The 26,511-nt window shown below is 63.8% G+C and carries 22 protein-coding genes; 18 read left to right on the top strand and 4 right to left on the bottom strand.

What is annotated here, in order from left to right:
* The first annotated feature begins 100 nt into the window (after positions 1 to 100).
* The 5 genes from AruPA_RS09570 to AruPA_RS09550 all read left to right on the top strand — a co-directional run bounded on the left by AruPA_RS09570 (position 101) and on the right by AruPA_RS09550 (position 7,892).
* Entirely contained in the window at positions 101 to 1,573 is a 1,473-nt protein-coding gene (locus tag AruPA_RS09570; protein WP_265636445.1) for a TolC family outer membrane protein, read from the top strand.
* A 26-nt stretch (positions 1,574 to 1,599) separates the two neighbouring features.
* The gene (locus AruPA_RS09565) at positions 1,600 to 2,199 is read left to right on the top strand and encodes a DUF2497 domain-containing protein (protein ID WP_265636444.1); all 600 of its coding nucleotides are present in this window, start codon (positions 1,600 to 1,602) and stop codon (positions 2,197 to 2,199) included.
* 44 nt (positions 2,200 to 2,243) lie between these two features.
* Complete coding sequence (locus tag AruPA_RS09560; protein ID WP_265636443.1) at positions 2,244 to 4,919, top strand: valine--tRNA ligase; 2,676 nt, start codon at positions 2,244 to 2,246, stop codon at positions 4,917 to 4,919.
* 61 nt (positions 4,920 to 4,980) lie between these two features.
* The gene (locus AruPA_RS09555) at positions 4,981 to 6,813 is read left to right on the top strand and encodes an AMP-binding protein (RefSeq protein WP_265636442.1); all 1,833 of its coding nucleotides are present in this window, start codon (positions 4,981 to 4,983) and stop codon (positions 6,811 to 6,813) included.
* 410 nt (positions 6,814 to 7,223) lie between these two features.
* Complete coding sequence (locus tag AruPA_RS09550) at positions 7,224 to 7,892, top strand: glutathione S-transferase family protein (protein WP_265636441.1); 669 nt, start codon at positions 7,224 to 7,226, stop codon at positions 7,890 to 7,892.
* 160 nt (positions 7,893 to 8,052) lie between these two features.
* Here AruPA_RS09550 and AruPA_RS09545 read toward each other — a convergent pair whose 3' ends face one another.
* From AruPA_RS09545 to AruPA_RS09535, 3 genes are read right to left on the bottom strand one after another with little or no spacing between them, the layout of a single operon-like run.
* Positions 8,053 to 9,060, bottom strand: coding sequence for a substrate-binding domain-containing protein (locus AruPA_RS09545; protein WP_265636440.1), 1,008 nt, complete (start codon positions 9,058 to 9,060; stop codon positions 8,053 to 8,055).
* A gap of 29 nt (positions 9,061 to 9,089) precedes the next feature.
* Positions 9,090 to 10,115, bottom strand: a complete 1,026-nt coding sequence (locus AruPA_RS09540) for an ABC transporter permease (RefSeq protein WP_265636439.1) — start codon at positions 10,113 to 10,115, stop codon at positions 9,090 to 9,092.
* A complete protein-coding gene (locus tag AruPA_RS09535) occupies positions 10,112 to 10,906 on the bottom strand; it encodes an ATP-binding cassette domain-containing protein (RefSeq protein WP_265636438.1) in 795 nt (264 codons plus the stop codon). Before AruPA_RS09535 ends, AruPA_RS09540 begins: the two co-directional genes overlap by 4 nt.
* 280 nt (positions 10,907 to 11,186) lie before the next feature.
* Here AruPA_RS09535 and AruPA_RS09530 point away from each other — a divergent pair, with 280 nt between their 5' ends.
* From AruPA_RS09530 to AruPA_RS09520, 3 genes are all read left to right on the top strand, one after another.
* A complete protein-coding gene (locus AruPA_RS09530) occupies positions 11,187 to 12,926 on the top strand; it encodes a c-type cytochrome (protein ID WP_265636437.1) in 1,740 nt (579 codons plus the stop codon).
* Positions 12,927 to 12,937: 11 nt separating this feature from the next.
* Positions 12,938 to 13,234, top strand: a complete 297-nt coding sequence (locus tag AruPA_RS09525; protein WP_265636436.1) for a high-potential iron-sulfur protein — start codon at positions 12,938 to 12,940, stop codon at positions 13,232 to 13,234.
* A 127-nt stretch (positions 13,235 to 13,361) separates the two neighbouring features.
* The gene (locus AruPA_RS09520; RefSeq protein ID WP_322784395.1) at positions 13,362 to 14,054 is read left to right on the top strand and encodes a YoaK family protein; all 693 of its coding nucleotides are present in this window, start codon (positions 13,362 to 13,364) and stop codon (positions 14,052 to 14,054) included.
* A gap of 30 nt (positions 14,055 to 14,084) precedes the next feature.
* Here AruPA_RS09520 and AruPA_RS09515 read toward each other — a convergent pair whose 3' ends face one another.
* Complete coding sequence (locus AruPA_RS09515) at positions 14,085 to 14,951, bottom strand: NUDIX hydrolase family protein (protein WP_265636434.1); 867 nt, start codon at positions 14,949 to 14,951, stop codon at positions 14,085 to 14,087.
* Between the two features lie 34 nt (positions 14,952 to 14,985).
* Between AruPA_RS09515 and AruPA_RS09510 the strand changes: the two genes are divergently transcribed.
* From AruPA_RS09510 to AruPA_RS09465, 10 genes are all read left to right on the top strand, one after another.
* Positions 14,986 to 16,848, top strand: a complete 1,863-nt coding sequence (locus tag AruPA_RS09510; RefSeq protein WP_265636433.1) for an ABC transporter ATP-binding protein/permease — start codon at positions 14,986 to 14,988, stop codon at positions 16,846 to 16,848.
* Positions 16,849 to 16,934: 86 nt separating this feature from the next.
* Positions 16,935 to 17,174, top strand: coding sequence for a hypothetical protein (locus AruPA_RS09505; RefSeq protein WP_265636490.1), 240 nt, complete (start codon positions 16,935 to 16,937; stop codon positions 17,172 to 17,174).
* Positions 17,175 to 17,403: 229 nt separating this feature from the next.
* Positions 17,404 to 18,513, top strand: coding sequence for a sugar ABC transporter substrate-binding protein (locus tag AruPA_RS09500; protein WP_265636432.1), 1,110 nt, complete (start codon positions 17,404 to 17,406; stop codon positions 18,511 to 18,513).
* Positions 18,514 to 18,577: 64 nt separating this feature from the next.
* Positions 18,578 to 19,387, top strand: a complete 810-nt coding sequence (locus AruPA_RS09495) for an ATP-binding cassette domain-containing protein (RefSeq protein ID WP_265636431.1) — start codon at positions 18,578 to 18,580, stop codon at positions 19,385 to 19,387.
* The gene (locus tag AruPA_RS09490; protein WP_265636430.1) at positions 19,384 to 20,580 is read left to right on the top strand and encodes a sugar ABC transporter permease; all 1,197 of its coding nucleotides are present in this window, start codon (positions 19,384 to 19,386) and stop codon (positions 20,578 to 20,580) included. The genes AruPA_RS09495 and AruPA_RS09490 overlap by 4 nt, the downstream gene beginning before the upstream one ends.
* 224 nt (positions 20,581 to 20,804) lie before the next feature.
* Complete coding sequence (locus AruPA_RS09485) at positions 20,805 to 23,114, top strand: xanthine dehydrogenase family protein molybdopterin-binding subunit (RefSeq protein WP_265636429.1); 2,310 nt, start codon at positions 20,805 to 20,807, stop codon at positions 23,112 to 23,114.
* Positions 23,111 to 23,533 (top strand): DUF1489 family protein, encoded by a 423-nt coding sequence (locus AruPA_RS09480; protein WP_265636428.1) that lies wholly within the window; start codon positions 23,111 to 23,113, stop codon positions 23,531 to 23,533. Before AruPA_RS09485 ends, AruPA_RS09480 begins: the two co-directional genes overlap by 4 nt.
* Before the next feature lie 10 nt (positions 23,534 to 23,543).
* Complete coding sequence (locus tag AruPA_RS09475) at positions 23,544 to 24,374, top strand: S49 family peptidase (protein WP_265636427.1); 831 nt, start codon at positions 23,544 to 23,546, stop codon at positions 24,372 to 24,374.
* Positions 24,375 to 24,386: 12 nt separating this feature from the next.
* Entirely contained in the window at positions 24,387 to 24,854 is a 468-nt protein-coding gene (locus tag AruPA_RS09470; protein WP_265636426.1) for an N-acetyltransferase, read from the top strand.
* A gap of 88 nt (positions 24,855 to 24,942) precedes the next feature.
* Entirely contained in the window at positions 24,943 to 26,484 is a 1,542-nt protein-coding gene (locus AruPA_RS09465) for a protease pro-enzyme activation domain-containing protein (RefSeq protein WP_265636425.1), read from the top strand.
* The last annotated feature ends 27 nt before the right edge of the window (positions 26,485 to 26,511 follow it).

Here is a 26,511-nt window from a genome sequence, read left to right as displayed (position 1 = left end):
AACGACCGACCAGATGCGGCCCTCGTGGCCGGCGTTTTCCGAGACTTGCATAAGGATGACCATGCGCCGTCGAATTACGACCCTTTGCGCGATTGTACCCATGAGCGTTCTGGCTTTGCAGCCGGTGGCGCGGGCGGCGCCGGACGGGCGGCCGGCGACGCTGACGCAGGCGCTGTCGGAAGCCTATGCTGATAATCCAACCTTGCAGGAGCAGCGGGCGAATCTGCGTGCGACGGACGAGACGGTGCCGGCGGCGCTGGCGGGCTGGCGCCCGACCGTTGAATTGCAAGGTACCGCGGGGCGGATCACCGGGGTCGAGACCGAGCAGTTGCCGGGCACCAATCCGCTGACCGGTGCGCCGACTCTCAGCCATTTGCGTCTGCCGCAGTCACGCAACGAGGAAATCGGCCAGCTGACCGTGACCGAGCAATTGTTCAGCGGCGGTGCGACGGTTGCGAAGACCCATGAGGCGAAGAACAACGTGTATGCCGCGCGGGCCCAACTGCTGTCGACCGAGCAGAGCGTGTTCACCAAAGTGGTGAACGCCTATGTCACGGTGATCACGGACCGTCAGCTGCTCGCGCTCGATATCAATAACCGCAGCGTGCTGGCGCAGCAATTGAAGGCGGTCAACGACCAGTTCAGCGTTGGCGAGATCACCGAGACCTCCGTGGCGCAGGCGAAGGCCTCGTTGGCCGGCGCGCAGGAGCAGGTCGAGGTGGCACGCGGCAATCTGAATATTGCCAATGAGACGTTCCGCCAGTTGGTTGGGGCGTATCCGGCCGCCGAACTGGTGCCGCCGCAGCCGTTGGCTCTGCCGGTAAAAGGTAAGGCCGATCTGGTACGCCAGGCGATGATCAATAATCCGGATGTGGTGGCGGCGCTGTTCACGCAGAGTGCCGATGTCGATGCGGTGGATGTTGCGATCGCGGCGCTCGCGCCGCAGCTTTCGGTGTCCGCTTCGGCGTTCAGCGAGCATAACCCGCTGGGGCCGAACAGTTCCTCGCGCGGCGGGCAGGTGCTCGCGAACCTGACGGTGCCGCTGTATCAGGGCGGATCGGAATATGCCGCGATCCGGCAGGCGCGGGACAAGGTGCAGTACGGCATCGCCGGCGTTGTGGATGCGCGGCGGACGGCGGTGCAATCGGCGACGCAGGCCTGGGAGGGGTTGATCGCCTCGAAGGCCGCGGTGCGCAGCACGCAGGAACAGATCAAATCCGACGCCATCGCGCTCGACGGCACCGAGCGGCAGGAAATCGTGGGCACGCGGGATACGCTCGATGTGTTGAATGCGCAACAATTACTGTTCAATGCGCAGACCACGCAGATCCAGAACATCGCCAACGTCGTCAACGAATCCTATGCGATTGCCGCGGCGATCGGGCGCCTGACCGCGACCGATCTGGCATTGCCGGTGCAGCATTACGATGATCTGAAATATTATGACCAGGTCAAGAATGCCTTGTTCGGCAATGGCAATGAGGCTTATGAACAGGCGGGCATCAGCCCCGACGGCACGCTGCTGCGCACGCCGGCGCCGGTGGCGCCGAAGCTGATCATGTCACCGAAATAGGCAAAACCAGTCAGGGGGATAAGGTCATGAGCATCTCGAACGAGCCGATCGGCGGGGAACCTTCGATGGATGAAATCCTGTCCTCGATCCGGCGGGTGTTGAAGGATGCCGAGACGGTGACGGTGCCGCCGGAGCATCAGGGCGACGCGGCGCCGCCCGATGCCGACTCGGTGATGGTGCTCGATTCCTCGATGATGGTGAGCGAGCCTTCGAACGGCGCCGCACGGGCGGCGCGGAGTGACACACCGGTGCATGAGGCGATCGCCCTGTCGCCCACGCTGTCGAGCGCGACGCCGGCCGGCACGGCGGCGACCGATGTTCCGTTCGAGCCGAACCGCGCGCGGGCGGCGGAGGCCACCGCGGCGGGTTCGGTCGAAGGGCCGCAGCCAATTTTGGGAGCACAGGCGGCCGAGGCGGCGGCAAGCCATATCGGCGCGCTGATGCGGAGTGTTGCGGCTGATCGGGGCCTGGCGGTGAGCCGGGGCGGCATCAGCATCGAGGATATCGTGCGCGAGGAGATGCGGCCGATGCTGAAATCCTGGCTCGATGCGCATCTGCCCAATCTGGTCGAGCGGGTGGTGCGCGCCGAGATCGAGCGGCTGGTCGGGCGGCCTGACGGTTTTTAGGCGCTCACCTTTGCGGGCGCGAGCGTTTCGCGCATAATCGGGCGATGCTGGACAAGAACTTCGACGCCGCCGCGTTCGAGACGCGGCTTTACGAGACCTGGGAACGCGCGGGCGCGTTTGCGGCCGACCCGGCGCGCAATGCCAGACCCTTCACCATCATGATCCCGCCGCCCAACGTGACCGGGCGGTTGCACGTGGGTCATGCGCTGACCATGACGCTGCAGGACGTGTTGATCCGGTTTCAGCGGATGAACGGGCGCGATGCGCTGTGGCAGCCCGGCACCGACCATGCCGGGATCGCGACCCAGTTGATGGTCGAGCGCGACTTGCAGGGTGAGGGCACGACCCGCAAGGAGATCGGGCGTGAGGCGTTTCTCGAGCGGGTCTGGCGGTGGAAAGAGGAGCAGGGTGGCGCGATCACGAGACAGTTGCGCCGGCTGGGTGCCTCGCCCGACTGGTCGCGCGAGCGCTTCACGATGGATGAGGGGCTGTCACGCGCGGTACGGACGATTTTCGTCCGCCTGTTCAACGACGGGCTGATCTACCGGGCGAAACGGCTGGTGAACTGGGACCCGGCGTTCGGTTCGGCGATATCCGACCTCGAAGTCGAGATGCGTGAGGTGAAGGGGTATTTGTGGCATCTGCGCTATCCGATCGAGGGGAGCGACGACGTGATCATCGTCGCGACGACCCGGCCGGAGACGATGCTGGGCGATACGGCGGTGGCGGTGCATCCGGGCGATGAGCGCTACGCGGCGCTGGTGGGGCGGACGGTGATCCAGCCGATCACCGGGCGGCGGATTCCGATCATCGCCGATGAATATTCCGACCCGGAAAAAGGCACCGGGGCGGTGAAGATCACGCCGGCGCATGATTTCAACGATTTCGCGGTGGGGCAGCGGCATGGGTTGGCGACGCCCTCGATCTTCGATCAGGCGGCGCGGGTGACGCTGGCGGAGGTGCGCGGCGATGCCGCACCGCAGGACCGGGAGTTTTTCGAGAGCCTGGAGGGGCTCGATCGGTTCGCGGCGCGGCTCGAGATCGTAGCACATCTCGATGCGATCGGCGCTTTGGAAAAGACCGAGCCGCATACCCATACCGTGCCGCAGGCGGAGCGGGGCGATACCATCATCGAGCCGTTGCTGACCGAGCAATGGTTCTGCAACGCCGAGGTATTGGCGAAGCCGGCGATTGCCGCGGTGGAGGACGGGCGCATCGCGTTCGTGCCCAAGCAGTGGGAGAACACGTATTTCGCCTGGATGCGGAATATCCAGCCCTGGTGCATTTCGCGGCAATTGTGGTGGGGGCACCGGATTCCGGCGTGGTATGGGCCGGAGGGGATGATTTTCGTGGCCGAATCCGAGGCGGAGGCCCGACGGGATGCCGAGGAGCATTTCGGCCATCCGGTCGATCTGCGCCAGGACGAGGATGTGCTGGATACCTGGTTCAGCTCGGCGCTATGGCCGTTTTCGACCCTGGGCTGGCCGGAGAATACGGCTGAGCTCGCGAAATACTATCCCGGGGACGTGCTGGTCACGGGGTTCGACATCATTTTCTTCTGGGTGGCCCGGATGGTGATGATGGGGCTGTACGTGATGGGCGACGTGCCGTTCCGCACCGTGATGATGAACGGGCTGGTACGCGACGAGCGCGGCCAGAAGATGAGCAAGACCAAGGGCAATGTGGTCGACCCGCTTACGTTGATCGAGGATTTCGGGGCGGATGCGCTGCGCTATACCGTGAGTGCGCAGAGCGGGGCGGGGCGCTCGATCAAGCTGGGGCCGACCATGGTGGCGGCGAACCGGAGTTTCATTACCAAGATCTGGAATGCGGCGCGGTTCTGCGAAATGAACGCGTGCCGGCCCGATGCCGCGTTTCAGCCGGCGTCGGCGCGGCTTGCGCTGTCGCGCTGGATTCTGGATGCGGCGAACCGGGCGGTGAGCGAGGCGACGGCGGCGCTGCAGGCGTATCGGGTCGCGGATTACGCGCTGATTTGTTACCGGTTCACCTGGGGCGATTTCTGCGACTGGTTTCTGGAGCTCGCCAAGCCGGGCCTCGCCGGTGATGATGCGGATGCGGTGGAGCGCCGCGCGGTGGCGGCACATGTGCTGGGGGTGCTGCTGCGGTTGCTGCATCCGATGATCCCGTTCGTGACCGAAGCGTTGTGGGATGAGTTGGGCTATGGCGCGGCGGGGTCGTTGATCCGCGCGCCGTGGCCCGAGCGTGAGCTGGTGAGCGAAGCGCCAGCGGCGCGGGACGAGGTTTCATGGGTGATCGCCGCGATTTCGGAAATCCGGGCGGTGCGCAGCGAGATGAACGTGCCGGCGGCGACGCGGATTCCGATCCTGATCCGGGATGCGTCGGCGGAGACCTTGGCGCGGGCCGGGCGGTGGCGTGAGGAGATCGCGCGGCTGGCCAGGATTTCCAGCCTGGAGGCGTTAGAGGGCGAGATGCCGCAGGGGGCGGCGCAGGCGATCCTGGCCGAGGCGACGCTGATTTTGCCGCTGGCGGACATCATCGATCTGGCGGCTGAGCGGAAACGCCTGGCGGCGACGCGGGCGAAGACGGCGAGCGATGCCGAGAAGATCGCGCGTAAGCTGGAGAATCAGGAGTTCGTGAGCAAGGCGCCGGAGGATATCATCGTGGAAAACCGCGACCGTCTGGACGCGGCGCATGCGGAGTTGGCGAGGTTGGACGCGGCATTGTCGAGAATCGGCTGAAAGTTTTTTGCTACTTTTTTTCAAAAAGTAGGCCTTCCTTAACCGTCCGAGAGCAAAATCAATGAGCGAGTTGTATTGGGCCGAAGCCGCCAAGGCGATCGACTGGATCGAGCCGTATGAGCAGGTGTTCGACGCCGCGCAGGGTCCGTTCGGGCGCTGGTTTGTCGGCGGGGTGCTGAATACGGCGGCGAATTGCCTGGATCGGCATGTCGAGGCCGGGGCGGGTGAGCGGGTCGCGCTGATCTGGGACAGCGCGATGGAAGGAAAGGTTGTGCATTACACCTATCGGGTGCTGCGCGACCGGGTGGCAAAGCTGGCGGGGGCGATGGCGGCACGCGGTGTCGTCAAAGGCGATCGCGTGGTGATCTATATGCCGATGGTGCCGGAAGCGGCGATCGCGATGCTCGCCTGCGCGCGGCTGGGGGCGGTGCATTCGGTCGTGTTCGGCGGGTTTGCCGCACCGGAACTGGCCGCACGGATCGATGCGGCGACACCGAAGCTGGTGATTGCCGCTTCTTGCGGGTTGGAACCGGGGCGGGTGGTTGCCTACAAGCCGATTCTGGATGCGGCTTTGGATATCGCCACGCACCGGCCGGACACCTGCCTGATTTTTCAGCGGGATGCCGCGCCCGCCATGATGGTGGCGGGGCGGGACGAGGATTTCAGCGCGGCGGAGGCGGCGGGGATGCCGCACGAGCCGGTGCCGGTGGCGGCGACCGATCCGCTGTATGTGCTTTATACATCGGGCACGACGGGCAAGCCCAAGGGGATCGTGCGGGATAACGGCGGGCATGCGGTCGCGCTGGTCAACTCGGTCCCGTTGATTTTTGATGTCCGGCCTGGCGAGGTCATGTGGACGGCCTCGGATGTGGGATGGGTGGTGGGGCATACGTATATCGTCTATGCGCCGCTGCTCGCGGGGGTCACGTCGGTCATGTATGAGGGCAAACCGGTCGGCACGCCGGATGCCGGGGCATTCTGGCGGGTTTGCGCGCAGCATCGGGTCAAGACCCTGTTCACCGCGCCGACCGCGCTGCGGGCGATCAAGCAGCAGGACCCGGATGGTGCATTGATCGCGGCTTATGATCTTTCGGCGCTCGAGGCGTTGTTTCTGGCCGGCGAGCGCTGCGATCCGCCGACGGCGCATTGGATCGCGGCGCTGCTTGACAGGCCGGTGATCGATAATTGGTGGCAGACCGAGACCGGCTGGCCGATCTCGGCGCGGTTCCGCCAGACCGGGTTGACCCCGTTCAAGGCGGGGTCGGGCGGGCGGGCGTGCCCGGGGTATGAGGTGCAGGCGCTGGACCCGGACGGCGCATTGATGCCGGCGGGCGAGGTGGGGGCGCTGGCGATCCGGCTGCCGTTGCCGCCCGGCTGCGCGCCGACGCTATGGAACGACGATGACGGATACCGGCGCGCGTATCTCGAGGCCTATCCGGGCTGGTATCGGACCGGGGATGCCGGGGCGGTGGACGCGGATGGTGATATCTGGGTGATGGGGCGGACCGATGACATCATCAATGTCGCGGGGCACCGTTTGTCGACCGGGGCGATGGAGGAAGTGTTGGCGGCGCACCCCGATGTCGCGGAATGCGCGGTGATCGGGCGGCACGACGCCGTGAAGGGCGAAATTCCATTCGGTCTGGTGGTGCTGAAGGCCGGCGTGACACGGGACGAGGCGGTGATTGCGGCGGAGCTGGTGGCGCTGGTGCGCGAGCGGATTGGACCGGTGGCGGCGTTTCGGCACGCGGTGGTGGTGCAAAGGTTGCCCAAGACGCGATCGGGCAAAATTTTGCGGGCGACGATGCGGCAGATGGCGAATGGGCAGACGCCGGTGGTGCCACCGACGATCGAAGACGCCAGCGTGTTGGAGTCGCTTGCCGGAAAGTTCTGAGGGTGAAAAATCACTGCCATTTGTGTCAAAACGGAGCGGCGTGGCGCCATCGCACGGAGGGGCGCCGGACCGGCGGCGGGTGGATACCAAACCTGTCGTGGCTGCCGCCCTACAGCTATAGCCTCAAACTCATCGAGCCACTCTTCGCCGAGTTCGAACGCAGGCTCCGGCAGGCCGTAGAGCGCATCAAGATGGCGATCTGGTAACGCTTGGGCTCGGTTCCGGAGCATTATGCTTCCAGCCTGACGTGATCAGGCTTCGGCTGCCCACCTGCTGCTGCGCGCGGCGCCGCGCGCCGTAATGAGCGGTACCATATACCAAGCAAAATATAATTTATTTCACGTACCTGCAGTGGGCCGGGGCGACGGTGGTCGCTTGCGTCCGGGTTTTGCGGTGCGGTATGGCGGGTCATGCGTATTTTATATCATTTGCCGCTGTCGCCCTATGCCCGCAAGGTCAGGCTGGTGCTTGCCGAAAAACGTCTGCCGTTCGAATTGCGGGTCGAAAAGACCTGGGAGCGGCGGCCTGAATATCTGGCGCTCAACCCGGCCGGCACGGTGCCGACGCTGACCGAAGACAACGGGCTGGTGATCCCGCATTCCAACACGATCTGCGAATATCTTGACGAGGCGTATCCCGATATCTCGCTGGTCGGGCGGACGCTGGGTGAGCGGGTCGAAATCCGCGCGGTGACCGCCTGGTTCGATGAGCGGTTTGCCGCCGAGGTGTCACGCAATCTGTTGTACGAAAAGACGATGAAACCAGTGGCGAAGCGGGGTGCCCCTGATGCCGCGCGCCTGCGCGAGGGATATGCGGCACTGCGCGGGCATCTCAGCTATATCGGCCATCTGGCGGAGACGCGGAAATACCTGGCCGGGGCCAATCTGTCGCTGGCCGATTTTGCCGCCGCCGCGCATCTGTCCGCGCTCGATTTCATCGGCGATGTCGATTGGGCGGGGGCGCCGGCGGCGAAGGAATGGTACGCGCGGATCAAATCCCGCCCCTCGTTTCGCGCGCTGCTGGCTGATCGGGTGTCGGGGTTCAACCCGCCGCCGCATTATGCCGATCTGGATTTCTGAGGGGGACGTGAAGAAGGCTTCTTTTTTGTAAAAAAGAAGCAAAAAACTTTTTGACTCTGGGGCAAGGGCGGCTTCATCGGCACAGGCCCAGATCAATAAAGTTTTTTTTGCTTCTTTTTTGTTCACAAAAAAGAAGACCTTTCTCTTTCCTTGTCTATGCTCAGTAAATCCCCTTCTTGATCAACGGCAGCATCTTCTCGACCATCGCGCCGTTGTCGGTCCCGGCTGCGGTATTGGTATTCATGCCTTCGAGGCCGAATTTCTTGGTCAGCACGCACTGCATGACGGGTAGGAAACCCTGCAGGTATAGTTGCTGGTTGAGGGTGACGGTGATGTAGTTGCTCTTGAGCCCTGCGATGGTCGCGGGGGCAAGGTCGATGCCGCCGACCGTGATCTGGCCGGGTTTCTTGCCGGCTTCCTTCAGCGCCTGCGGGATGAACGAGGTCACCAGGCCTTGTTGCGTGCCGATTGCCTTGATGTTGGGATGGCGCTCGATGAAGGCGACCATGATCGGCACCGCGAGGGCGGGATCGGCGTTGACCTTATCGGAGATATTCAGCTCATATACTTTCAGTCCCGCCTTTTTGAGCCCATGCGCGAGGCCTTTGTCGGACAATCCGCGAATGCCTTCGGCGAATACGCCGTATTCGAGCGCAACATCGCCCTTTTTCAGATTGCCCGCCTTGATCATGGCCGCGGCGGTGGTCTCGCCGCCCTTGAACAGATAGGTGCCGGCATAGCCGAAGCCATTGGCGCGATAGAGGTCTTCGAGTTTGGGCAGCGGCACGTTACCGGCGGTGACCACGATGCCTTGCTTCTCGGCCTGGGCGACCAGCGGCATGAACGGCTTGTTGCCGGGATGGCCCATGATTTCGATGCAGTCCGGCTTGGCGGCGAGCGCCTGGCGGAACTGGGTGATCATGGTTTCGGGTTGCCAGTTGGAATATTGCTCGATCAGCTTGATGCCGAGTGCCTTGGCGGCATCCTTGGCGCCGATTTCGCGCGGCAGGGTGGACCCATCGCCCGGGCTGCCGCCCATCTGGAAATACATGGTCAGGCCGGCGCCGAGCTTGTCGCTGCTCGGGGCCGCGATCGCGGCGGTGGTCGCCAAGGCCAGCAGGGCGGAGACGGCAATGCCGCCGGTGAGGCCAGATTTCAGTCGTTTCATGGATGATTTCTCCCTATCGTGTTGATTTGTCAGGTTTTGGAAAACAGGCGGCGCTGCAACTGGCGGATCCGGGCCGGATCGTCGATGCCGATATGCAGCACCACCGCCGAGACGAAGACGAGGCCGACGATGACCTCGACCCAGAAGCCGGCAACGCCGGTTGCGACGATGCCGGCATCGAGCATGCCGATGATCAGGGCGCCGAAAAAACTGCCGACCACGGTTGCGGTGCCGCCGAACACCGACGTGCCGCCGATGAACACGGCGGCGAGGGCCGAGAGCAGCATGCCCTGACCCTGGGTTGGAAAATAGCTGAGGTTTTCCAACGTCAGCAGCACGGCCGCGAAGCCGCCGAGCGCGCCCATCAGCGTGAACAGCTTGATCCGCTCGCGTAGCGTGTTGATGCCGACGACGCGGGCGACCTCACGGCTATCGCCGATGAACAGGAGGTGTTCGCCGAAGCGATGGCGGTTGAGGATGAACCACACCACCACGGCGACGCCGAGCGCCCAGAAGGCCTCGCTCGGAATGCCGAGCACGGTGCCGGACAATATGCCGTTGATCGCGGTGCCGGCCAGGCGCTCCAATGTGTAGGACATGCCGCCGGACAGGACGGTTGCGATGCCGGACCAGAAGAACGAGGTGCCGATGGTAATGATGATCGAGGGAATCCCGATCACCGCGATCAGGAACCCGTTCACCACACCGATCAACGCGCCGCCGGCGATTGCGGCGAGCAGGCCGAGCCACGGTGCGTCATAGGTGCGGGTGACATAGGCGAACAAAAATCCCGAAAGCGCGATGACCGCGGGAAACGACAGGTCGATCTCGCCGGCGGCGATCACCAGCGTGAGGCCGAGCGAGAGGATCATCATCGGCGGGATGGTGACCAGGAAGGAATTGTAGATGGGCCAGTGGAGGAACACGGTCGGCGCGAAACCGACGAACAGGCCGATCAGCACAAAGAACACGATGATGATCGGCAGGCCTTCGAGCTTGACGGCCGTGCGCGGGTTGAGGGCGGGGGCGGGATGTTTCAGGGGTGTGTCGCTCATGCGGCGGCGCCGATCTTGGTTTTTTGCAGGTCGATCAGGAACAGGGTGAGGTCGGCGAGGCTCATGTCGGCCGGCCGGATATTTGCGACGATCCGGCCGCGATCGAGCACCACCAGCCGGTCGGCCAGCGCGTGCACATGGGCGAGATTATGCTCGATATAGATCGCGGCACGGCCGGAGGCTTTGATCCGGCGCACGAAATCGAGCACTTTCTGCACTTCCTTGATCGCAAGCGCGGTGGTGGGTTCGTCGAGGATGATCAGGTCGGCGTCGAAATGCATGGCCCGGCCGATCGCGATGCCCTGGCGCTCGCCGCCGGAGAGCTTGGCCACGGTGGAATCGGCATCGATCCCGACGCCGCGAAAGCCGAGTTGGCGTTGCAGGATTTCATTGGCGATGCGGCGCTGTTCGCGCACCTTGATGAAGCCGAACCGGTTGGTGATCTGACGGCCCACGAAGAAATTGCGCCAGAGCGGCTGTTTCTCGCCGAGCGATTTTTCCTGATAGACGGTTTCGAACCGCAGATCGTGCGCGCGCCGGACGGAGAAATTGGCCCAGTCCACCGGTTGATCGCGGATGAACAGACGGCCCGACGTCGGCGGGATGACGCCGGTGAGGGTTTTGATCAGCGTGGATTTGCCGGCCCCGTTGTCGCCGATCAGGCCGACGATTTCGTTGCGCCCGATCGCCAGATCGATGTCGGACAGGGCACGTACCTTGCCGAATGCGACCGAGAGTTTATCGGCACGGACGATATGCTCATAGGCGCGGCTTGACGTGGTTTCCGCCATTGTTTCCCCCGGAATGCACTGTGTCGACGTTCGATGTCGCGAATTTTTGTTTTTTATCGAGTGAAGACATCCGTAAGTCAATCGGTATTTGGTGGATCTGGGAGCGGGTTCTGTATTGTGGAAGAAAATTGGCGGTGCGCGTCATCACGTTATCGGCATGAGCATACGCCCGGGAAAGTATCGTTGGGGATGACGGTTGAAATCTGTGACCTGCCCCTCCTTTTTAATAGGTCTGGAGAGGTGGCCAATGTCGGTAAAGCGTAACAAAACGTTCAGATCTTTGCATGGAATTCTGCTGGCGGGCGTCGCGTCGGTCGCGCTCGTGCTTGGGGGCTTTGCGGTCGCGGGCCTGGTGCACGATGCGCATGCCGATGCGAAGGTAGCCGCGTCCAAGGGCGTAACCACCTGGCCTGACGCCGATACGACGGTTGCCGCCAAGCCAAAGGCCGGCAATGAGGGATGGGACATTCCCCAGCCGGTCACGATGCCGAGCGACCCGAAACAGGCGGCGTTGGTCAAGAAAGGTATGTTCCTCACCGTCGCGGGGGATTGCCTGCCCTGTCACAGCGTGGCCGGCGAACCTGCGTTGGCGGGTGGGCGCGCGGTCGGTACGCCGTTCGGCACGGTATTTTCGACCAATCTGACGTCGAGCAAGCGCTACGGCATCGGCGGCATGACTGACAAGCAGTTTTACGCAGCGGTGCACGACGGGATAGAGCCGGGCAGTTCGTTGGTGATCTTTCCGAAATACGAATACCCGGTGATGCCCTACACCGCCTATTCGAAGCTGACCTACTCCGACGTGATGGCGATCAAGGCGTATCTGGACAGCCTCGCGCCGGTGCGGATCAAGAACCGGCCGGACACGATGTTTTTCCCGACCGATCTACGCGCGGGCATGCTGGCGTGGCGCTTGCTGTTCTTTCATCCGCATCCGGTTCGCTATCAGGCGGGATGGAGCCAAAGTGTGCGGCATGGGGCTTATCTCGTGCAGGCGCTGGCACATTGTAATGCGTGCCACACGCCGCGGAATATCGCGATGGCATCGATCCATGCGCGGTATCTCGCGGGCGGGCATATCATTGATCAGGCCTGGTATGCGCCCAACATCACCAACTCCAAGCGCGATGGGCTAGGGTCTTGGAGCGACAATGCGGTTTTCACCTATCTGTACGATGATGGCGACATGAAGCAGGGCGCGCCGTTCGGCAAGATGAAATCGGTGGTCGATGACAGTCTGAGCCGGCTGCCGAAGGCGGACGTACAGGATATCGTGGCCTATCTGCGGACGGTGAAGCCGTTGAAGAGTCATTTCCCGTCCGTGGCCGAGACGTCGGTTTCCGTGGCGGCGGGCAAGACGTTGTATGACGATGAGTGCGCGCGTTGCCACATGAAGAACGGCGAGGGTGCCAGCGACAATATCCCGAACCTTGCGCATAATCAGGCGGTGTGGAACGGCAAGCCGATCGACCTGATCGGCATGATGCTGGGCGGGTTCGAGCCTTGGCACAAAAACCAGACCGCAATGCCGATGTTCGGCGCCACGCTGAGCGATGGGCAGATCGCCGATATCGCCGATTACGTTCGCACCGCCTGGGGCAATCGCGGCAAGCCGGATGCGACGGCGAATACCGTTGCGTCCCTGCGCCCGCAGGCGACGATCGAGGTTGATCTGAATACCGGCAGCACCCGTGCGAGCCTGAGCAAGGGGGGCAAGACCCGTACGTTCGACGATATTTCGGGGCGAGTTTGGGTGAATGGCAACCGCACCGATTGCCGGATGAAGGCGGATTTTTCGAACCAGTACGGCAAGAATCCGGTGTTGCTGGGCGGGGCCTGCGCCTCGCAGGGCAACGAGTTCATCGGGCGCGCGACGATCGACGGCAAGGTGACGCCGGTCCTGCTGGGGGTTCGTCAGGTGATCGAGAATGGCCATGTGGTCGGGCTCGATCTGAGCGGGGATCTCGGCGGTGGGCGGATGCTCGATGAACGTATCGCGCTCAAGACGACGAATTACTGAGGGAGATGATGATGACCAATCCGATCAAGCGGCGCACCATCATCAGCCTTGGCAGCATGGCAGCGGTTTGCGGCGGTGTTGCGACCGCGCGGGCGGCGGCCCGGCCGAGTGCGGCGCAATTGCAGACGATGGTGCCGAGTGTCTCGAAGGCTGCGGTCGGTTATCGCGATATTCCGTGGCACGGCGAGGTTTGTGGCGCATGCGTCTGGTTCAAACCGCCTGATGCCGGGAGCACGGTCAGCCACTGTCATCTGGTTGCCGGCCCGATCAGCGCGGGCGGATGGTGTCAGGCGTGGATGAAACACTAGCCAACGGGCGCCTGGTTCCGCCTGCCGGTTCGACAGGGTTTGCAGCAGCCGCCGTGCTGGCAGACGAATGACGGGCGGCCACCGCTTTGACGCCGCGCCCTTCGCTCCGGTCTGACGGTTGGCGACAATGAGCGCCGGTCGACCTGATGTTCGAGCCGGCGCGGCGGTTACGCTTATGTGTCTGACGTCAGGGGCAACGGACGTGCTCTCGTATCTGACCCTGGGACATGTTTTTACCTCGTCGATGACCGGTGTTACGGCCCTTTTGATCATCGCCCTGGCGGAGGCGAAACGTCCGACCGCGGTGCGCGCGGGCATCTCGATCGCGAGTTATCTGGCGGGTGGCGCGCTGGCGGCGCTGGTGCGGCCCCCGAAACATGCGCCCGACAGCGCGCGGCGCAGCGTGCGCCGCCTGCTGAGTGTCGAGGCGGTATTGCTTGCAACGTATTGTCTCATCGCGGCGAACGCCCCGCAGGGGGCGATGGGCGGTCTGCGCGATGTCCTGATCGTTCTGTCGGCGATGACCATGGGAATCCAGTCGGTCGCCGCGCGCCAGACCCATGAACGGGGAATTACCACCGTAGTGCTCAACACCACGATGACCGGCATCGTGGTCGCATTGACCGAACGCTGTTCGGGTCGGCGAACCCAGCCGCTTTCGGCCCATTTCGGCCTGAAACTCCTGGCGATCATGGGTTATGCCACGGGCGCGCTGGTGGTGGCGGGGACGTTGATGAACCACTGGTTCGCCGCCGATCTGGTACCGCTTGCCGCCACATGTGCGGCGCTTTCGCTCTATCTGCGTCCGTCCTGGGCGTGAGGTTGCCAAGCGGGCGGGGTCTTGGCCCCTTCAATTCGCCGCCAGCGCCCGGCGCAGCGCGCCGGTAGCATCGCCGATCACCCCGTGGCGCAGCAGAAAATCGATCAATACCAGATTGACGTTGAACTTCACGGCATCGCCGGTAGTCATGATTGCCGGCAAGGCGGTGGCCGGCATCAATAGGAACGCCTCGACCTCACCGTCGGCGGCGTGGGGCGTGAAATCGTCGGGCAGTTCGAGATCGTAGCAATAGAGTATGTCGCGCCGCAGACCCTCGGGGCGTTCCATGTCGTAGGCGATGCGCGCGGTTTCGGTCGCGCGGGCGGTGAGGGTGGCTGGCATCGCGGCTTCTTCGGCGGCTTCCTTGAGCAGGGTTTCAAACGGCGTCATGCCGGCGGAGACGCCACCGCCCACGATGTTGTCGAGTTTGCCGGGGTCCAGTTTTTTGGTCGCACTGCGCCGCGCGATCCAGAGATGGAGACCATCGGCGCGGCGGACATAGCCGTTGAGGTGCACGCCCTGGCCGATGATGCCGAAGGCTGGCAGGGCGCCGCGATCAAGCCGGGTGAGCACCGGGCTGTCCGGCGCGTGGCGCACATCGAAATCCTCGCCGCGGGTGCGATAGCCGAACTGGGTGGCAAGCGCGGCGGCGATCGGGTTGAGGCGATGGGCTGCGGCGGGATCGATCGTCGCGGTGGTGCCATCGATCGTCACAAGATCGCCCAAGGCGGTCGCGAGCGCGGGTGCGATGTAGCCGACCTGATCGGCGCCGATCATGAGCGCGAGGCGCTCGCCGGGCAGGATGGCGGTGCGGCATCGGGTGATCAGGGCGAGCAGGGCGGCGTCCGGCACCGATGCAAACCGGGCAGGGGGATGCTGATCCCCGCCGTTACCCATTTGCAATCTGGTGCCTGCATGCCATGTCGTGCAGATGGCCCATACCGTTGATATTGCCAAGAGCGACAGTTCCTGGACGACCGTGAAATCCCTGTTGCCGTATCTGTGGCCGAAGGGCGAGCCCGGCCTGCGGGTGCGGGTGGTGCTGGCGGCGACGGCACTGATTCTCGCGAAAATCGCGACGGTGATCGTGCCGATCATTTATTCCCATGCGGTCAACGCCCTGTCGCCCAAGGCTGGGCCGCTGATGGTGCCGGCCGCGCTGATCGTGGCCTATGGGTTGGTGCGCATGGCATCCGCCGGATTCAACGAATTGCGCGATGCCTTGTTTGCCGCCGTGCAGCAGCGCGCGGCGCGCTCGGTCGGGCGGGAGACGTTCGAGCATCTGCACGCGCTGTCGATGCGGTATCACCTGGATCGGCAGACGGGCGGCCTGTCGCGGGTGATTCTGCGTGGAACGACGGGCATACAGAACGTGCTGCGGCTGACGACGTTCAATGTGATCCCGACGCTGTTCGAACTGTTTCTGACGATGGGGATTTTATGGACGCTGTTCGACTGGCGCTACGCCGCGGTGACGCTGGTGGCGGTGGGTGGCTATATGGCGTTTACGTTTTCGTTCACGGCGTGGCGGATCAAGTTTCGCCGCCAGATGAACGAGACCGACAATGCGGCGCAGACCAAGGCGATCGACAGCCTGCTGAATTTCGAGACGGTGAAATATTTCGGCAACGAGCAGCACGAGGCGAAACGGTTCGACGAGAGCCTGGCGGCGTATGAAACGGCGGCGGTCAAATCGCAGGTTTCGCTCAATGCGTTGAACCTGGGCCAGGCGATCATCATCGCGGCCGGGTTGGCGGTGATGATGCTGATGGCGGCGCAGGGCATCGTGGCCGGCAAGCTCAACATCGGGCAGTTCGTGCTGGTCAACACCTATCTGATCCAGTTGTATCAGCCGCTGAATTTTCTGGGCGTGGTGTATCGCGAGGTCAAGCAGGGGCTGATCGACATGGAGCAGATGTTCGCGTTGCTGCGCACGCCCCAGGAGATCACCGATCGGGCCGATGCAAAAACCATCGCGCCGCAGGGGGCCGCCGTATCGGTCGAATTCCGTGATGTCCGGTTCGGCTATAGTCCGGACCGCGAGATTTTGCATGGCGTGTCGTTCCACGCCGCACCGGGGCAGAAGATTGCCCTGGTCGGGCCGACCGGATCGGGCAAATCGACCACCTCGCGGTTGTTGTTCCGCTTCTATGACGTGACCGAAGGGGCCGTTCTGGTCGACGGGATCGATGTGCGTGATCTGGCGCAGCAGTCGTTGCGCGCGGCCATCGGGGTGGTGCCGCAGGATACCGTGCTGTTCAACGATTCGATCCGCTACAACATTGCCTACGGCAGGCCGGGAGCGACCCAGGCGGAGGTGGAGCAGGCGGCAAAATTCGCCCAGATCCATGAGTTCGTGATGTCGCTGCCGCAGGGCTACGACACGCGGGTGGGTGAGCGGGGCCTGAAATTGTCGGGTGGGGAGAAGCAGCGGGTCGCGATTGCGCGCACCATGTTGAAGAACCCGCGGATTCTGGTGCTCGACGAAGCGACCAGCGCGCTCGATACCGCGACCGAACAGGAAATCGGCGCCTCGCTGCGCCAGGTGGCGCGTGACCGGACGACGCTGGTGATCGCCCATCGCCTGTCCACGGTGATCGATGCGGATGAGATCCTGGTATTGCGCGACGGTGAGATCGCGGAGCGCGGCACGCATGCAGCGCTGCTGGCCATGGATGGCGTTTATGCCACGATGTGGGTGGCGCAGTCGGAACTGGCTGAGGCGCTGGACACGGAGGCCGCGCTTGCCACCGGTCCGAGCATTCGGGAGCTGGCGGCGAATTCCGCCGAATAAACCGCGTCAAGCGCTTTATTTCAACGCTGCCGACCATTAGGTCATCTGTCGAGACTTTTACATCTGGAGCGCCCGACGTGACGGACATGGACGATTTTGCGACCGAGGAACAGATCATGCAGGCCGGATCGATGATCGACCGGCTGGTGAAACACATGATCGACCAGAAGCTGCCGCCGATCGCGGTCGCATCGGCCTTGTTGGGAGGGGCGCTCAATGTGTTGAGTGCGTCCCTGCCGGATGAAGCGATCCTGCGGATCTTGCACAACGCGGTGGAAAGCGTGGAGTCCGGCGAGTTGCGCGACATCGATGAAACCCGGCAATGAGGCGCGTGGGTGGCAGGGCGGCCGCACCGCCTTTCCGATAAGCGACGCAGAACCTCATGGCCGGTGCGTCAGGCCGCATCCTGTGCCGGGCCGATGCCCTTCGTCGTTGCTTATTACTTGACAATAACCCCGGATTAACGATAACCACCGATTTACTACAAGGGTCAAATTAATTTGGTGCGCTGCGAAACCGGCGCACGGCCATTCGTGTCAAACCAGAGGAAACACCATGAAAATCAGCTTCAGGACGTTTATCGCAGGCAGTGCGCTCGCCGTCGCGGCGTTCGGCATCCAGGCGGCCCATGCGGATGCCATCAGCAAACCCAAGGCGGTAAAAATCAGCAGCAAGAAAACGACGATCGCGTTTCTGCTGCCGGAAAATTCGTCGCCGCGGTATGAGCAGGTCGATCGGCCGTGGTTCATCAAGATGGCGAAAGCGGCCGATCCCAACGCCAAGCTGATCGTCAGCAACGCCAATTCGAGCCCGGATACCCAGCTCAACCAGGCCCAGTCGGCGATTTCGAACGGTGCCAACGTGCTCGTGGTCGATCCGGTGGATGGCAAGGCGGGTGCGGCAATCGTGAACTATGCTGCGCGCAACCACGTCAAGGTGATTTCCTATGACCGGCTGATCCAGGATTCCAAGCCGGATTACTATGTCTCGTTCGACAATGTGAAGGTCGGTGAGCTGCAGGGCAAGTACATTGCCGCGCACACCAAGGCCGGCGGCCAGGTGATGATGATCAACGGCGCGCCGACCGATCCCAACGCGTTCGATTTTCGTAACGGTGCGATGAAGGTGCTTGGCCCGCTGTTCAAGTCGGGCAAACTGCATCTGGCCTATTCGGTGATGACGCCGGATTGGAGCCCGCAGAACGCGTTCGAGGAAAGCCAGCAGGCGCTGACCCGGCTGCACAACAAGGTCAACGCCGTCCTTGCCGCCAATGACGGCACGGCTTCCGGCGCGATTCGCGCGTTGCAGGCGGTCGGGCTCGCCGGCAAGGTGCCGGTGACCGGGCAGGATGCGACCAATGGTGGCCTGACCTTCATTCTGGAAGGTCTGCAGTCGATGACCGTGTTCAAATACGTGCCGGCCGAAGCGGCTGCGGCGGCCGAGCTTGCGGTGGCGGTGGCAACCGACGCCAAGCCGCCCGCCGGCCTGCTGAACGGCAAGACCAACAACAAGATGATCAACGTGCCTTCGGTCCTGCTCACGCCGGTGGTGGTGACCAAGGCGAATGTTGCCGACACGGTGATCAAATCGGGCTATACCACCTGGAAGGCGATCTGCGTCGGCCCCGCGGCCGATGGCAAGATCTGCAAGGCAAACGGCCAGTAATCGGCCGGGTCAGCGACGGCGGGCGCCTGACGCGCCCGCCGCATGCCCTCGGGAGGGATCGAGTATGAGCGCGGTTATCAACCCAGTTGCAACCGGCATGCCTTTGTTGACGGTGCGGGGCTTGCAGAAACGTTATGGCGCCGTGGTTGCATTGCGTGACGTTAGCTTTTCGGTCTCGCGTGGCGAGGTGACGGCACTGCTTGGCGACAACGGGGCCGGCAAATCGACCACGATCAAGGCGATCGCCGGGGTTGCCCCGATCGATGAGGGCGAGATTTTGCTCGAAGGCAAGCCGGTGTCGATCCGCCACCCGTCCGAGGCGAACGCGCTGGGGATTCAGACCGTCTATCAGGATCTGGCGCTGTGCGATAACCTCGGTATCTGCGCCAATCTGTATCTCGGCCGGGAACTGGTTTCCAAGCCCACCCCGTTCGGCCCGCATGTGCTGCGCGATGTCGATATGGAGGCCGAGGCACGCAAGGTGCTGAAGACCCTGCGGATCAACCTGCCAGCGCTCGATACGCCGGTCGCTTCGCTGTCCGGCGGGCAGCGCCAGGCGGTCGCGATCGCGCGCGCCGTGCTGTGGGATTCCAAGCTGGTGATCATGGATGAGCCGACGGCGGCACTCGGAGTCGCGCAGACCGCCGAAGTGTTGAGGCTGGTGCGCGATCTGGCCGGGCAGGGCTATGGCGTCATTTTGATCACACATAACATGCAGAACGTGTTCCAGGTTGCCGACAATATCGCGGTGCTGCGCCTGGGCGCGACCGTGATGGAACGGCGCCGCGCCGATCTGACGCCGGAACAGGTGGTCGGCGCGATCACCGGCACGCTCGCGATTCCCGGAACCACCGCCGCTGGAGCCGTGGCATGAGCACGACGACGCAAACTGCCCCGCAATCGCCCTTCAAACGTTGGTTGTCCGGCGTTACCAATGCGTCCGACCTTGGCATGTTGCCGGTCATCGCGGCGCTGATCCTGATCTGGATCGTGTTCGAGGTCCTGAACGCGAATTTCCTGACGCCGCGTAATTTGTCGAACCTCGCGGCGCAGATCGTGGTGACCGGCACGCTGGCGCTCGCGGAAATCTATATCATCCTGCTCGGCATGATCGATCTGTCGATCGGCTGGAACTCGGTGCTTGCGGCGTCGATCTTTTCACTCAGCACGGTGTTTTTCCACCTGCCGGTTGTGGTCGGGCTGGTACTGGGCGTGGCGTGTGCCACCGGCATCGGGTTTCTGCAGGGCATGCTGGTCTCGCGCGTCGGTGTGCCGAGTTTTGTGGTCACGCTGGGTGGCGCGATGGTCGCCGAAGGTATCACGCTCGGTATTCTGACGCCGCATGGTGGTTCGGTGCCGCTGGCGGATGATCTGACGACGGCGATCGGCACGCTCAACCTCGATCCGGTATGGAGCTGGGCCGCCAGCATCGTGCTGTTCGGCACCTACGCGGCCCTGACGCTCAACAGCATCCGCAAGCGGGCGGCCGGCGGCAGCGAGGGTGGCTATGCCGCCGTGATGCGGCTGGTCGGCGTCGGCGTGATGCTGTTCGGGGCGGTATTCATGCTGAACGCCTACCGCGGCGTGCCGTTCCTGCTGATGATTTTTCTGATCGCGCTGTTCGCCTCGGCTTTCGTGACCAAATCGACCCAGTTCGGCCGGCATCTTTACGCGGTCGGCGGCAATGCCGAGGCGGCGCGCCGGGCGGGTATTTCGGTCAAGGGTATCCAGCTCGCGGTGTTCGTGATCGCGGGATTCCTGGTCGGTCTGGCGGGATATCTGGACGCGGCGCGTCTCGGCGTCGCTTCGGCCTCGGTCGGTAATGGCGACATCATGCTGAACGCGGTGGCGGCGGCGGTGATCGGCGGGACGTCGCTGTTCGGGGGGCGTGGCAGCGTGTACGGCGCGCTGTTCGGCGCTCTGGTGATCGAGAGCGTGAGCAACGGCATGAACCTGCTGGGTGCGGCGTCATCGGTACGGTTCATCGTCGAGGGCGGTATTCTGCTCGCGGCGATCACGATCGACACGGTGTTGCGGTTGAAGCGGATGCGCAGCGGCCGGGCTTGATCGTCTTCGCAGACGTTCCGTCGGACGCCTGCGCGCCGATCGCGCGGGATTTCGATCTGCGCGGAAATTCCTTACCGCTTCGGTCGTAATCGTCAGCAACTGGCTGAGTTACGACCGCGTCGGTCTATTGTATTTTTGCGACCGCGTCATATCCTGCAAGGAGCAGTGCTGCGCCATACCGCGCGGCAGCGATTCGAGCATCAACAAGAAACGGGGTCCTGATCATGGTAAAATTTGGCGTGGCGCAACCGGTCAAGCGGGTCGAGGATTCACGGCTGCTGCGCGGTGCAGGCCAGTACACCGACGATGTGCCGGCCGATGGCGCCTTGATCGTGCAGGTGGTCCGCTCGCCCCATGCGGCGGCGACGATCAAGGCGATCGACGTCGCGGCGGCACGCGCGATGCCCGGCGTGGTGGGGGTGTTCACCGGAGCCGATCTGGCGGCCGACGGCATTGGTGCGATTCCGTGCATGGTGCCGATCAAGAATCAGGATGGCTCGCCGCGCGCCCAGGCCGACCGGCCGGTGCTTGCCACTGGTGCGGTGCGCCATGTGGGTGAGGCGGTGGCCTTCGTGGTCGCGGAAACCGCGCAGGCGGCGCGCGATGCGGCCGAAGCGGTCGATATCACCTATGATATGAAGCCGTCGGTCACCAATCTGGCGACCGCGATGGATCCTGGTGTCGCACAGGTGTGGGACGATGCACCGCATAACCGGGTATTCGACTGGGCGGTTGGCGATGCCGCGGCGGTTGATGCGCTGTTCGCCAAGGCCGCGCATGTTACGAAGCTGCGGGTGGTGAACAACCGCATCGTGGTCAATTCGATGGAGCCGCGCGCTGCGCGGGCGAGCTTCGAGGACGGCCGCTGGACACTGACCACCAACACCCAGGGCGGCTGGATGGTGAAGGGCTGCCTCGCGCAGGCGGTGTTCAAGGTCGAACCGGACCGGTTCCGCGTGATCACGCCGGATGTCGGCGGCGGTTTCGGGATGAAACTGTTCGTCTACCCCGAGCATGTCATGGTCTGTTACGCTGCGCGTAAGCTTGGGCGCGCTGTGAAATGGAATTCTGAGCGCGGCGAGGCGTTCCTGTCGGACACGCATGGCCGCGACAACGTGGCGGAAGCCGAGCTGGCGCTCGATGCCGAGCACCGCTTCCTTGCGATGAGGGTGCGCAATATCGCCAATATGGGCGCGTATCTGTCGAATTTCGGCCCGTTCATTCCAACCATGGCGGGCACGAAGGTGCTGGCGGGGGTTTATGGGTTCCAGGCCATTCATGCGCAGGTGCTGGGCGTGTTCACCAACACCGTGCCGGTCGATGCCTATCGCGGCGCCGGGCGGCCGGAGAGCAATTATCTGGTCGAGCGGCTGATTGATGCGGCCGCGCGTGACCTCGGCGTGGATCGTGTCCAGCTGCGCCGGCTGAATTTCGTGCCGGCGAGTGCGATGCCTTACCGTTCGGCGATGAATCAGCCCTATGATTCGGGCGATTTCCATCAGGTGCTGGAGCGCGCGCTGGACATCATGGATTGGGAAGGGTTTGCGTCACGGCGGGCGAAGTCGCTCGCAGCCGGCAAGCGGCGTGGCATCGGCATGGCGTATTACCTCGAGGCGACCGGTGGCGCGCCGGAGGAGCGGGCGGAAATTCGCTTCACCCGCGATGGTTTTGTGGATGTGTTCGTCGGCACCCAGTCGACCGGGCAGGGGCATGAGACGGCCTATGTGCAACTGGTCGGCGACCGGCTCGGCATCGACCCGGACCGCATCCGCGTCCGCCAGGGCGACACCGACACGATCCCGCAAGGCGGCGGTACCGGCGGTGCGCGCAGCCTGTATTCGGAGGGTCAGGCGATCGCGCTGACGACCACCAGCATCATCGAAAAGGGCCGCAAGGCCGCCGCCGATCATCTGGAGGCCGCCACGGCCGATATCGTGTTCGAGGAGGGTAAGTTCACCATCGTCGGCACGGATCGGTCGATCGATATCGTCTCCCTCGCCGAAACGCTGCATGCCGAGGGCGGTAACCCGCTTGATACCGCCGAGATCGCCAAGATCGACAAGCACACCTTCCCGAACGGCTGCCATATTGCCGAAGTCGAGATCGATCCGGAGACCGGCGTTGTTTCGGTGGTGCGCTATCTGGTGTGCGACGACGTCGGCACGATCGTGAACCCGATGATCGTGCGCGGTCAGGTGCATGGCGGCGTGGCGCAGGGCATGGGCCAGGCGCTGCTCGAAAACACCGCCTACGATGACGAGACCGGCCAGCTGATTTCCGGCAGCATGATGGATTATGCACTGCCGCGTGCGGATGATCTGCCGGATATCGAGGTCGAATTCGTCGAAATTCCGTGCGCTTCGAATCCGCTGGGCGTGAAAGGCGCGGGTGAGGCCGGCGCGGTCGGTTCGCCGCCGGCGCTGATCAACGCGGTGCTCGACGCCCTGGCCGATGATGGTGTCCGCAGCATCGACATGCCGGCGACCCCGGAGCGCGTGTGGGAAGCGATGGCGCAGGCCCGCCGCGCCGCGTGATCCATCTGCTCAAGCTCGCGGTCGGCGTGAAGGATATCGGCCATCTGGCCGAGATCCAGCGCCGCCGCGCGCTGGCCGATCCGCCGCTGCGCCACCAGACCCGCAGTTTTCCCAAGCGCGCCGATGAACTGCGCGAAGGCGGTTCGATCTACTGGGTGATCACCGGTGCCATCCTGGTGCGCCAGCGCGTGCTCGACGTGATCGAGGATGTGTGGGACGACGGATTGCGTTGCGCCGGTCTGGTGCTCGACCCATCTCTGGTACGGGTCGCGGCGAGACCGATGCGGCCGTTTCAGGGGTGGCGGTATCTGACCCCGGAGGATGCACCGATGGATATTTCAGACGATCAGGCCCGGGTCAGCGACGATCTGCCGCCGGAATTGCAGCGCAGCCTGCGCGCCCTGGCGTTGCTGCCATGATGGACCTCGTATGATGGCGCTGGCCGATCTGCGCAAAAAACTGCCCGCGCGACTGCCGTGGTCGCCACGCGTTGTGCCCGTCGTCGGCATGTCCGGCATCATCGCCGCGCGTGAAGGGGCGATCAATCTCGACCGGTTTGCCGCACCGCTGACACGCGGGTTCGACCGGGCGAAAGCGGGCGAGAAGCTGCTGATCCTGGCGATCGAAAGCCCCGGTGGCTCGCCGGTGCAATCGGACCTGATCGGTCAGTTCATCCGCCGCAAGGCCGCTGAAACCGGTGTACGGGTGGTGGCGATCATCGGCGATGTCGGCGCTTCCGGCGGCTATTGGATCGCTTGCGCGGCGGATGAGATTCTTGCGAATAAAATGAGTATTGTCGGCTCGATCGGCGTGATCGGCGGAGGGTTCGGCGTTCATCAGTTGATCCGGCGCTACGGGATCGAGCGCCGGGTGGTGACCGCCGGCGAGAACAAGCTTCGCAACGATCCGTTTTCGCCGGAACGCGAGGAAGACGCGCTGTTCAATCGCGGTCTGGTCGATGACATTCACAATGCTTTCAAATCCTGGGTCCGCAGCCGGCGCGGCAGCGCGATCGAGGGGCATGAGGCGGATATTTTCGATGGTTCCTACATGCTTGGCGAGGTTGCCCGATCCCGCGGGCTGATCGATGGGTTTGGCGATGTGCGCAGTGTGATCAACGAGCGCGCCGGCGAGGCCGCGAAGCCGGAGTTCATCGGCCCGAAAAAGAAATTCAGTCTGATGCGCCTGCTCGGGCGCGACGCCGGTACCGCGTTGCTTAACGCGATCGAGGCGGAGACCATGCGTGCCCGCCTGCAATAACCGGCGCGGCCGATGAGTGAGACTGCCTCCAGATTGCAGGCGGCGCTGGCGGTACCCGGCGAGCATGCCACGGTGATTGACATGGCGCGGACATTTCACACCGAGGATGGCCATCCAATGGATGCGGCGGCTGAGGCCGCGATGCTGGCGAGCATCCATGGTCATACCGATGCCGCCCTGGCACCGACCTATGTGCTCCGGCTGAACGGCGCCACCGTGGGGTTTTTCGTGCTCTCGCTCGGCTATAGCCCGGAACACGGCGGGATGGATGCGTTCATCGACGATATTTATCTGCGTCCCGCGGTGCGCGGCCAAGGCCTCGGCCGCGAGGCGGTAGTATGCGCGCTGGCCGCAGCACGGGCACGTGGCGTGCGGGTGATGATGCTGGAAGTCGAGAAACATAATGACCGGGCCTATCAACTGTACGCCAGCGTGGGGTTCGTTGACACGGAACGGCGGCTCATGCGTCGTTACCTTTAAAAACATTAACTCTGATTTTACTAACGTTTTGCGCTTGCCCACCCACCATGGTCTGCGGCATGGTCGGGGCATCAATCAGGAGTGATCCATGGCCGACCTGCACTATCACGCCTTCCCCGAAAGCCACCACAGCGCGCCGAAACATGCCGAACGCCATGAGAAACTGGCCGAAGACGAGCGGGTGGAGGCGAGCATCTACGTCAAGCCGCATCCGGTCGCGACCGTGTTTACCTCGCATGCAGCCGTCCTGGCCGATCGGGCGAAACGCCACGATCCGGACATCGCCATCATCCGGCAATTCGCCGCCGATCACGGGCTTACCGTGATCGAGGCCGATGCCCGGCGCCGCCTGGTGCGGCTGGCCGGCACCGCGAAAGCGATGGGTGATGCCTTCAAGGTCGAACTGAACTGGTACAGCGGGGAGGGTGCGCGGTTTCGCGGCTACACCGGCGCCCTGCAGTTGCGCTCGGATATCGCCGGCATCGTTGAATCCGTGCTCGGGCTCGACACCAGGCCGGTGGCACAGCCGCGTCTGATCAAACCCGCGCAGGCGGCCGCAACCGCCTATCTGCCCAACCAGATCGGCGCGTTCTACGGCATTCCCACCAATGAAACCGGTGCGGGGCAGTGCATCGCCATCATCGAGCTCGGCGGCGGCTACCAGGAGAGCGACATTACCGCCTCGTTCAGTGCCATGGGGCTGACCCCGCCGACCGTGGTGGCCGTAAGTGTCGATGGCGCGAGCAACGCACCCACCACCGCCAACTCGGCGGATGGCGAGGTCGGGCTCGATATCCAGGTTGCCGGTGCCATCGCGCCGGGTGCGAAACTCGCAGTGTATTTCACGCCGAACACCGATGCCGGGTTTACCGATGCGGTGACCGCGGCCGCCACCGATACCACCAACGCCCCCTCGGTCATGTCGATCAGCTGGGGCGGGCCGGAATCGGGCTACTCGACCCAGGGCTTGAACACGCTGAATTCGGCGCTGCGCGACGCCGCGAGCGCGGGTGTCACTGTCACCGTCGCCTCGGGTGACAATCTTGCGACCGATGGCCAGACCGACGGTGCCGTGCATGTAGATTTTCCGGCATCGAGCCCCTATGTCGTCGGCTGCGGCGGTACCAGTATTACCGTGTCGGGGGGCGCGATCGTCGCCGAATCGGTCTGGAACAGCGGCACCAGCGGCGGAGGCGGCGGTATTTCGACCGTGTTTCCGGTCCCATCCTTCCAATCAAATGTGGTTCTGCCGGCCAATGTGAGCACCGGCGGCACCGGGCGCGGTGTGCCGGACGTCGCGGGTGACGCCGATCCCGCCACCGGCTATCAGGTGACGGTCGACGGTCAGACCTTCGCGGTGGGCGGCACCAGCGCCGTGGCACCGCTCTGGGCCGGCTATTTCGCGCTGATCAACCAGGCCCGTGGCAGCCGCCTGGGCTTCGTCAATCCGGCGCTCTACGCCCATGCGGCGGATTTCCGCGAAATTACCAGCGGCAACAACATCCCCAGCGGCACGTCGCTGGGATATGACGCCGGTCCTGGCTGGAACGCCTGCACCGGCCTCGGCGTGATGCGCGGTGCCGGCTTGTTTGCGGCGCTCAAAGCCGCCGCAACGTCGCCCGTCGTCTGACACCGGCGGGGTGGCGCGCCGTGCGTG

The sequence above is a fragment of the Acidiphilium sp. PA genome (genome assembly GCF_026191915.1).
Lineage (GTDB): Bacteria > Pseudomonadota > Alphaproteobacteria > Acetobacterales > Acetobacteraceae > Acidiphilium.
The sequence above is the reverse complement of the archived record's forward strand: the minus strand, read 5'-3'. Positions and strand labels throughout refer to the sequence as shown.

Excerpts from the sequence above, each read along its gene's own strand:
- AruPA_RS09570 (WP_265636445.1), top strand. The coding sequence starts at position 101 with ATGAGCGTTCTGGCTTTGCAGCCGGTGGCGCGGGCGGCGCCGGACGGG.
- AruPA_RS09565 (WP_265636444.1), top strand. The coding sequence starts at position 1,600 with ATGAGCATCTCGAACGAGCCGATCGGCGGGGAACCTTCGATGGATGAA.
- AruPA_RS09560 (WP_265636443.1), top strand. The coding sequence starts at position 2,244 with ATGCTGGACAAGAACTTCGACGCCGCCGCGTTCGAGACGCGGCTTTAC.
- AruPA_RS09555 (WP_265636442.1), top strand. The coding sequence starts at position 4,981 with ATGAGCGAGTTGTATTGGGCCGAAGCCGCCAAGGCGATCGACTGGATC.
- AruPA_RS09550 (WP_265636441.1), top strand. The coding sequence starts at position 7,224 with ATGCGTATTTTATATCATTTGCCGCTGTCGCCCTATGCCCGCAAGGTC.
- AruPA_RS09545 (WP_265636440.1), bottom strand. The coding sequence starts at position 9,060 with ATGAAACGACTGAAATCTGGCCTCACCGGCGGCATTGCCGTCTCCGCC.
- AruPA_RS09540 (WP_265636439.1), bottom strand. The coding sequence starts at position 10,115 with ATGAGCGACACACCCCTGAAACATCCCGCCCCCGCCCTCAACCCGCGC.
- AruPA_RS09535 (WP_265636438.1), bottom strand. The coding sequence starts at position 10,906 with ATGGCGGAAACCACGTCAAGCCGCGCCTATGAGCATATCGTCCGTGCC.
- AruPA_RS09525 (WP_265636436.1), top strand. The coding sequence starts at position 12,938 with ATGACCAATCCGATCAAGCGGCGCACCATCATCAGCCTTGGCAGCATG.
- AruPA_RS09520 (WP_322784395.1), top strand. The coding sequence starts at position 13,362 with ATGAGCGCCGGTCGACCTGATGTTCGAGCCGGCGCGGCGGTTACGCTT.
- AruPA_RS09515 (WP_265636434.1), bottom strand. The coding sequence starts at position 14,951 with ATGGGTAACGGCGGGGATCAGCATCCCCCTGCCCGGTTTGCATCGGTG.
- AruPA_RS09510 (WP_265636433.1), top strand. The coding sequence starts at position 14,986 with ATGGCCCATACCGTTGATATTGCCAAGAGCGACAGTTCCTGGACGACC.
- AruPA_RS09505 (WP_265636490.1), top strand. The coding sequence starts at position 16,935 with ATGGACGATTTTGCGACCGAGGAACAGATCATGCAGGCCGGATCGATG.
- AruPA_RS09500 (WP_265636432.1), top strand. The coding sequence starts at position 17,404 with ATGAAAATCAGCTTCAGGACGTTTATCGCAGGCAGTGCGCTCGCCGTC.
- AruPA_RS09495 (WP_265636431.1), top strand. The coding sequence starts at position 18,578 with ATGAGCGCGGTTATCAACCCAGTTGCAACCGGCATGCCTTTGTTGACG.
- AruPA_RS09490 (WP_265636430.1), top strand. The coding sequence starts at position 19,384 with ATGAGCACGACGACGCAAACTGCCCCGCAATCGCCCTTCAAACGTTGG.
- AruPA_RS09485 (WP_265636429.1), top strand. The coding sequence starts at position 20,805 with ATGGTAAAATTTGGCGTGGCGCAACCGGTCAAGCGGGTCGAGGATTCA.
- AruPA_RS09475 (WP_265636427.1), top strand. The coding sequence starts at position 23,544 with ATGATGGCGCTGGCCGATCTGCGCAAAAAACTGCCCGCGCGACTGCCG.
- AruPA_RS09470 (WP_265636426.1), top strand. The coding sequence starts at position 24,387 with ATGAGTGAGACTGCCTCCAGATTGCAGGCGGCGCTGGCGGTACCCGGC.
- AruPA_RS09465 (WP_265636425.1), top strand. The coding sequence starts at position 24,943 with ATGGCCGACCTGCACTATCACGCCTTCCCCGAAAGCCACCACAGCGCG.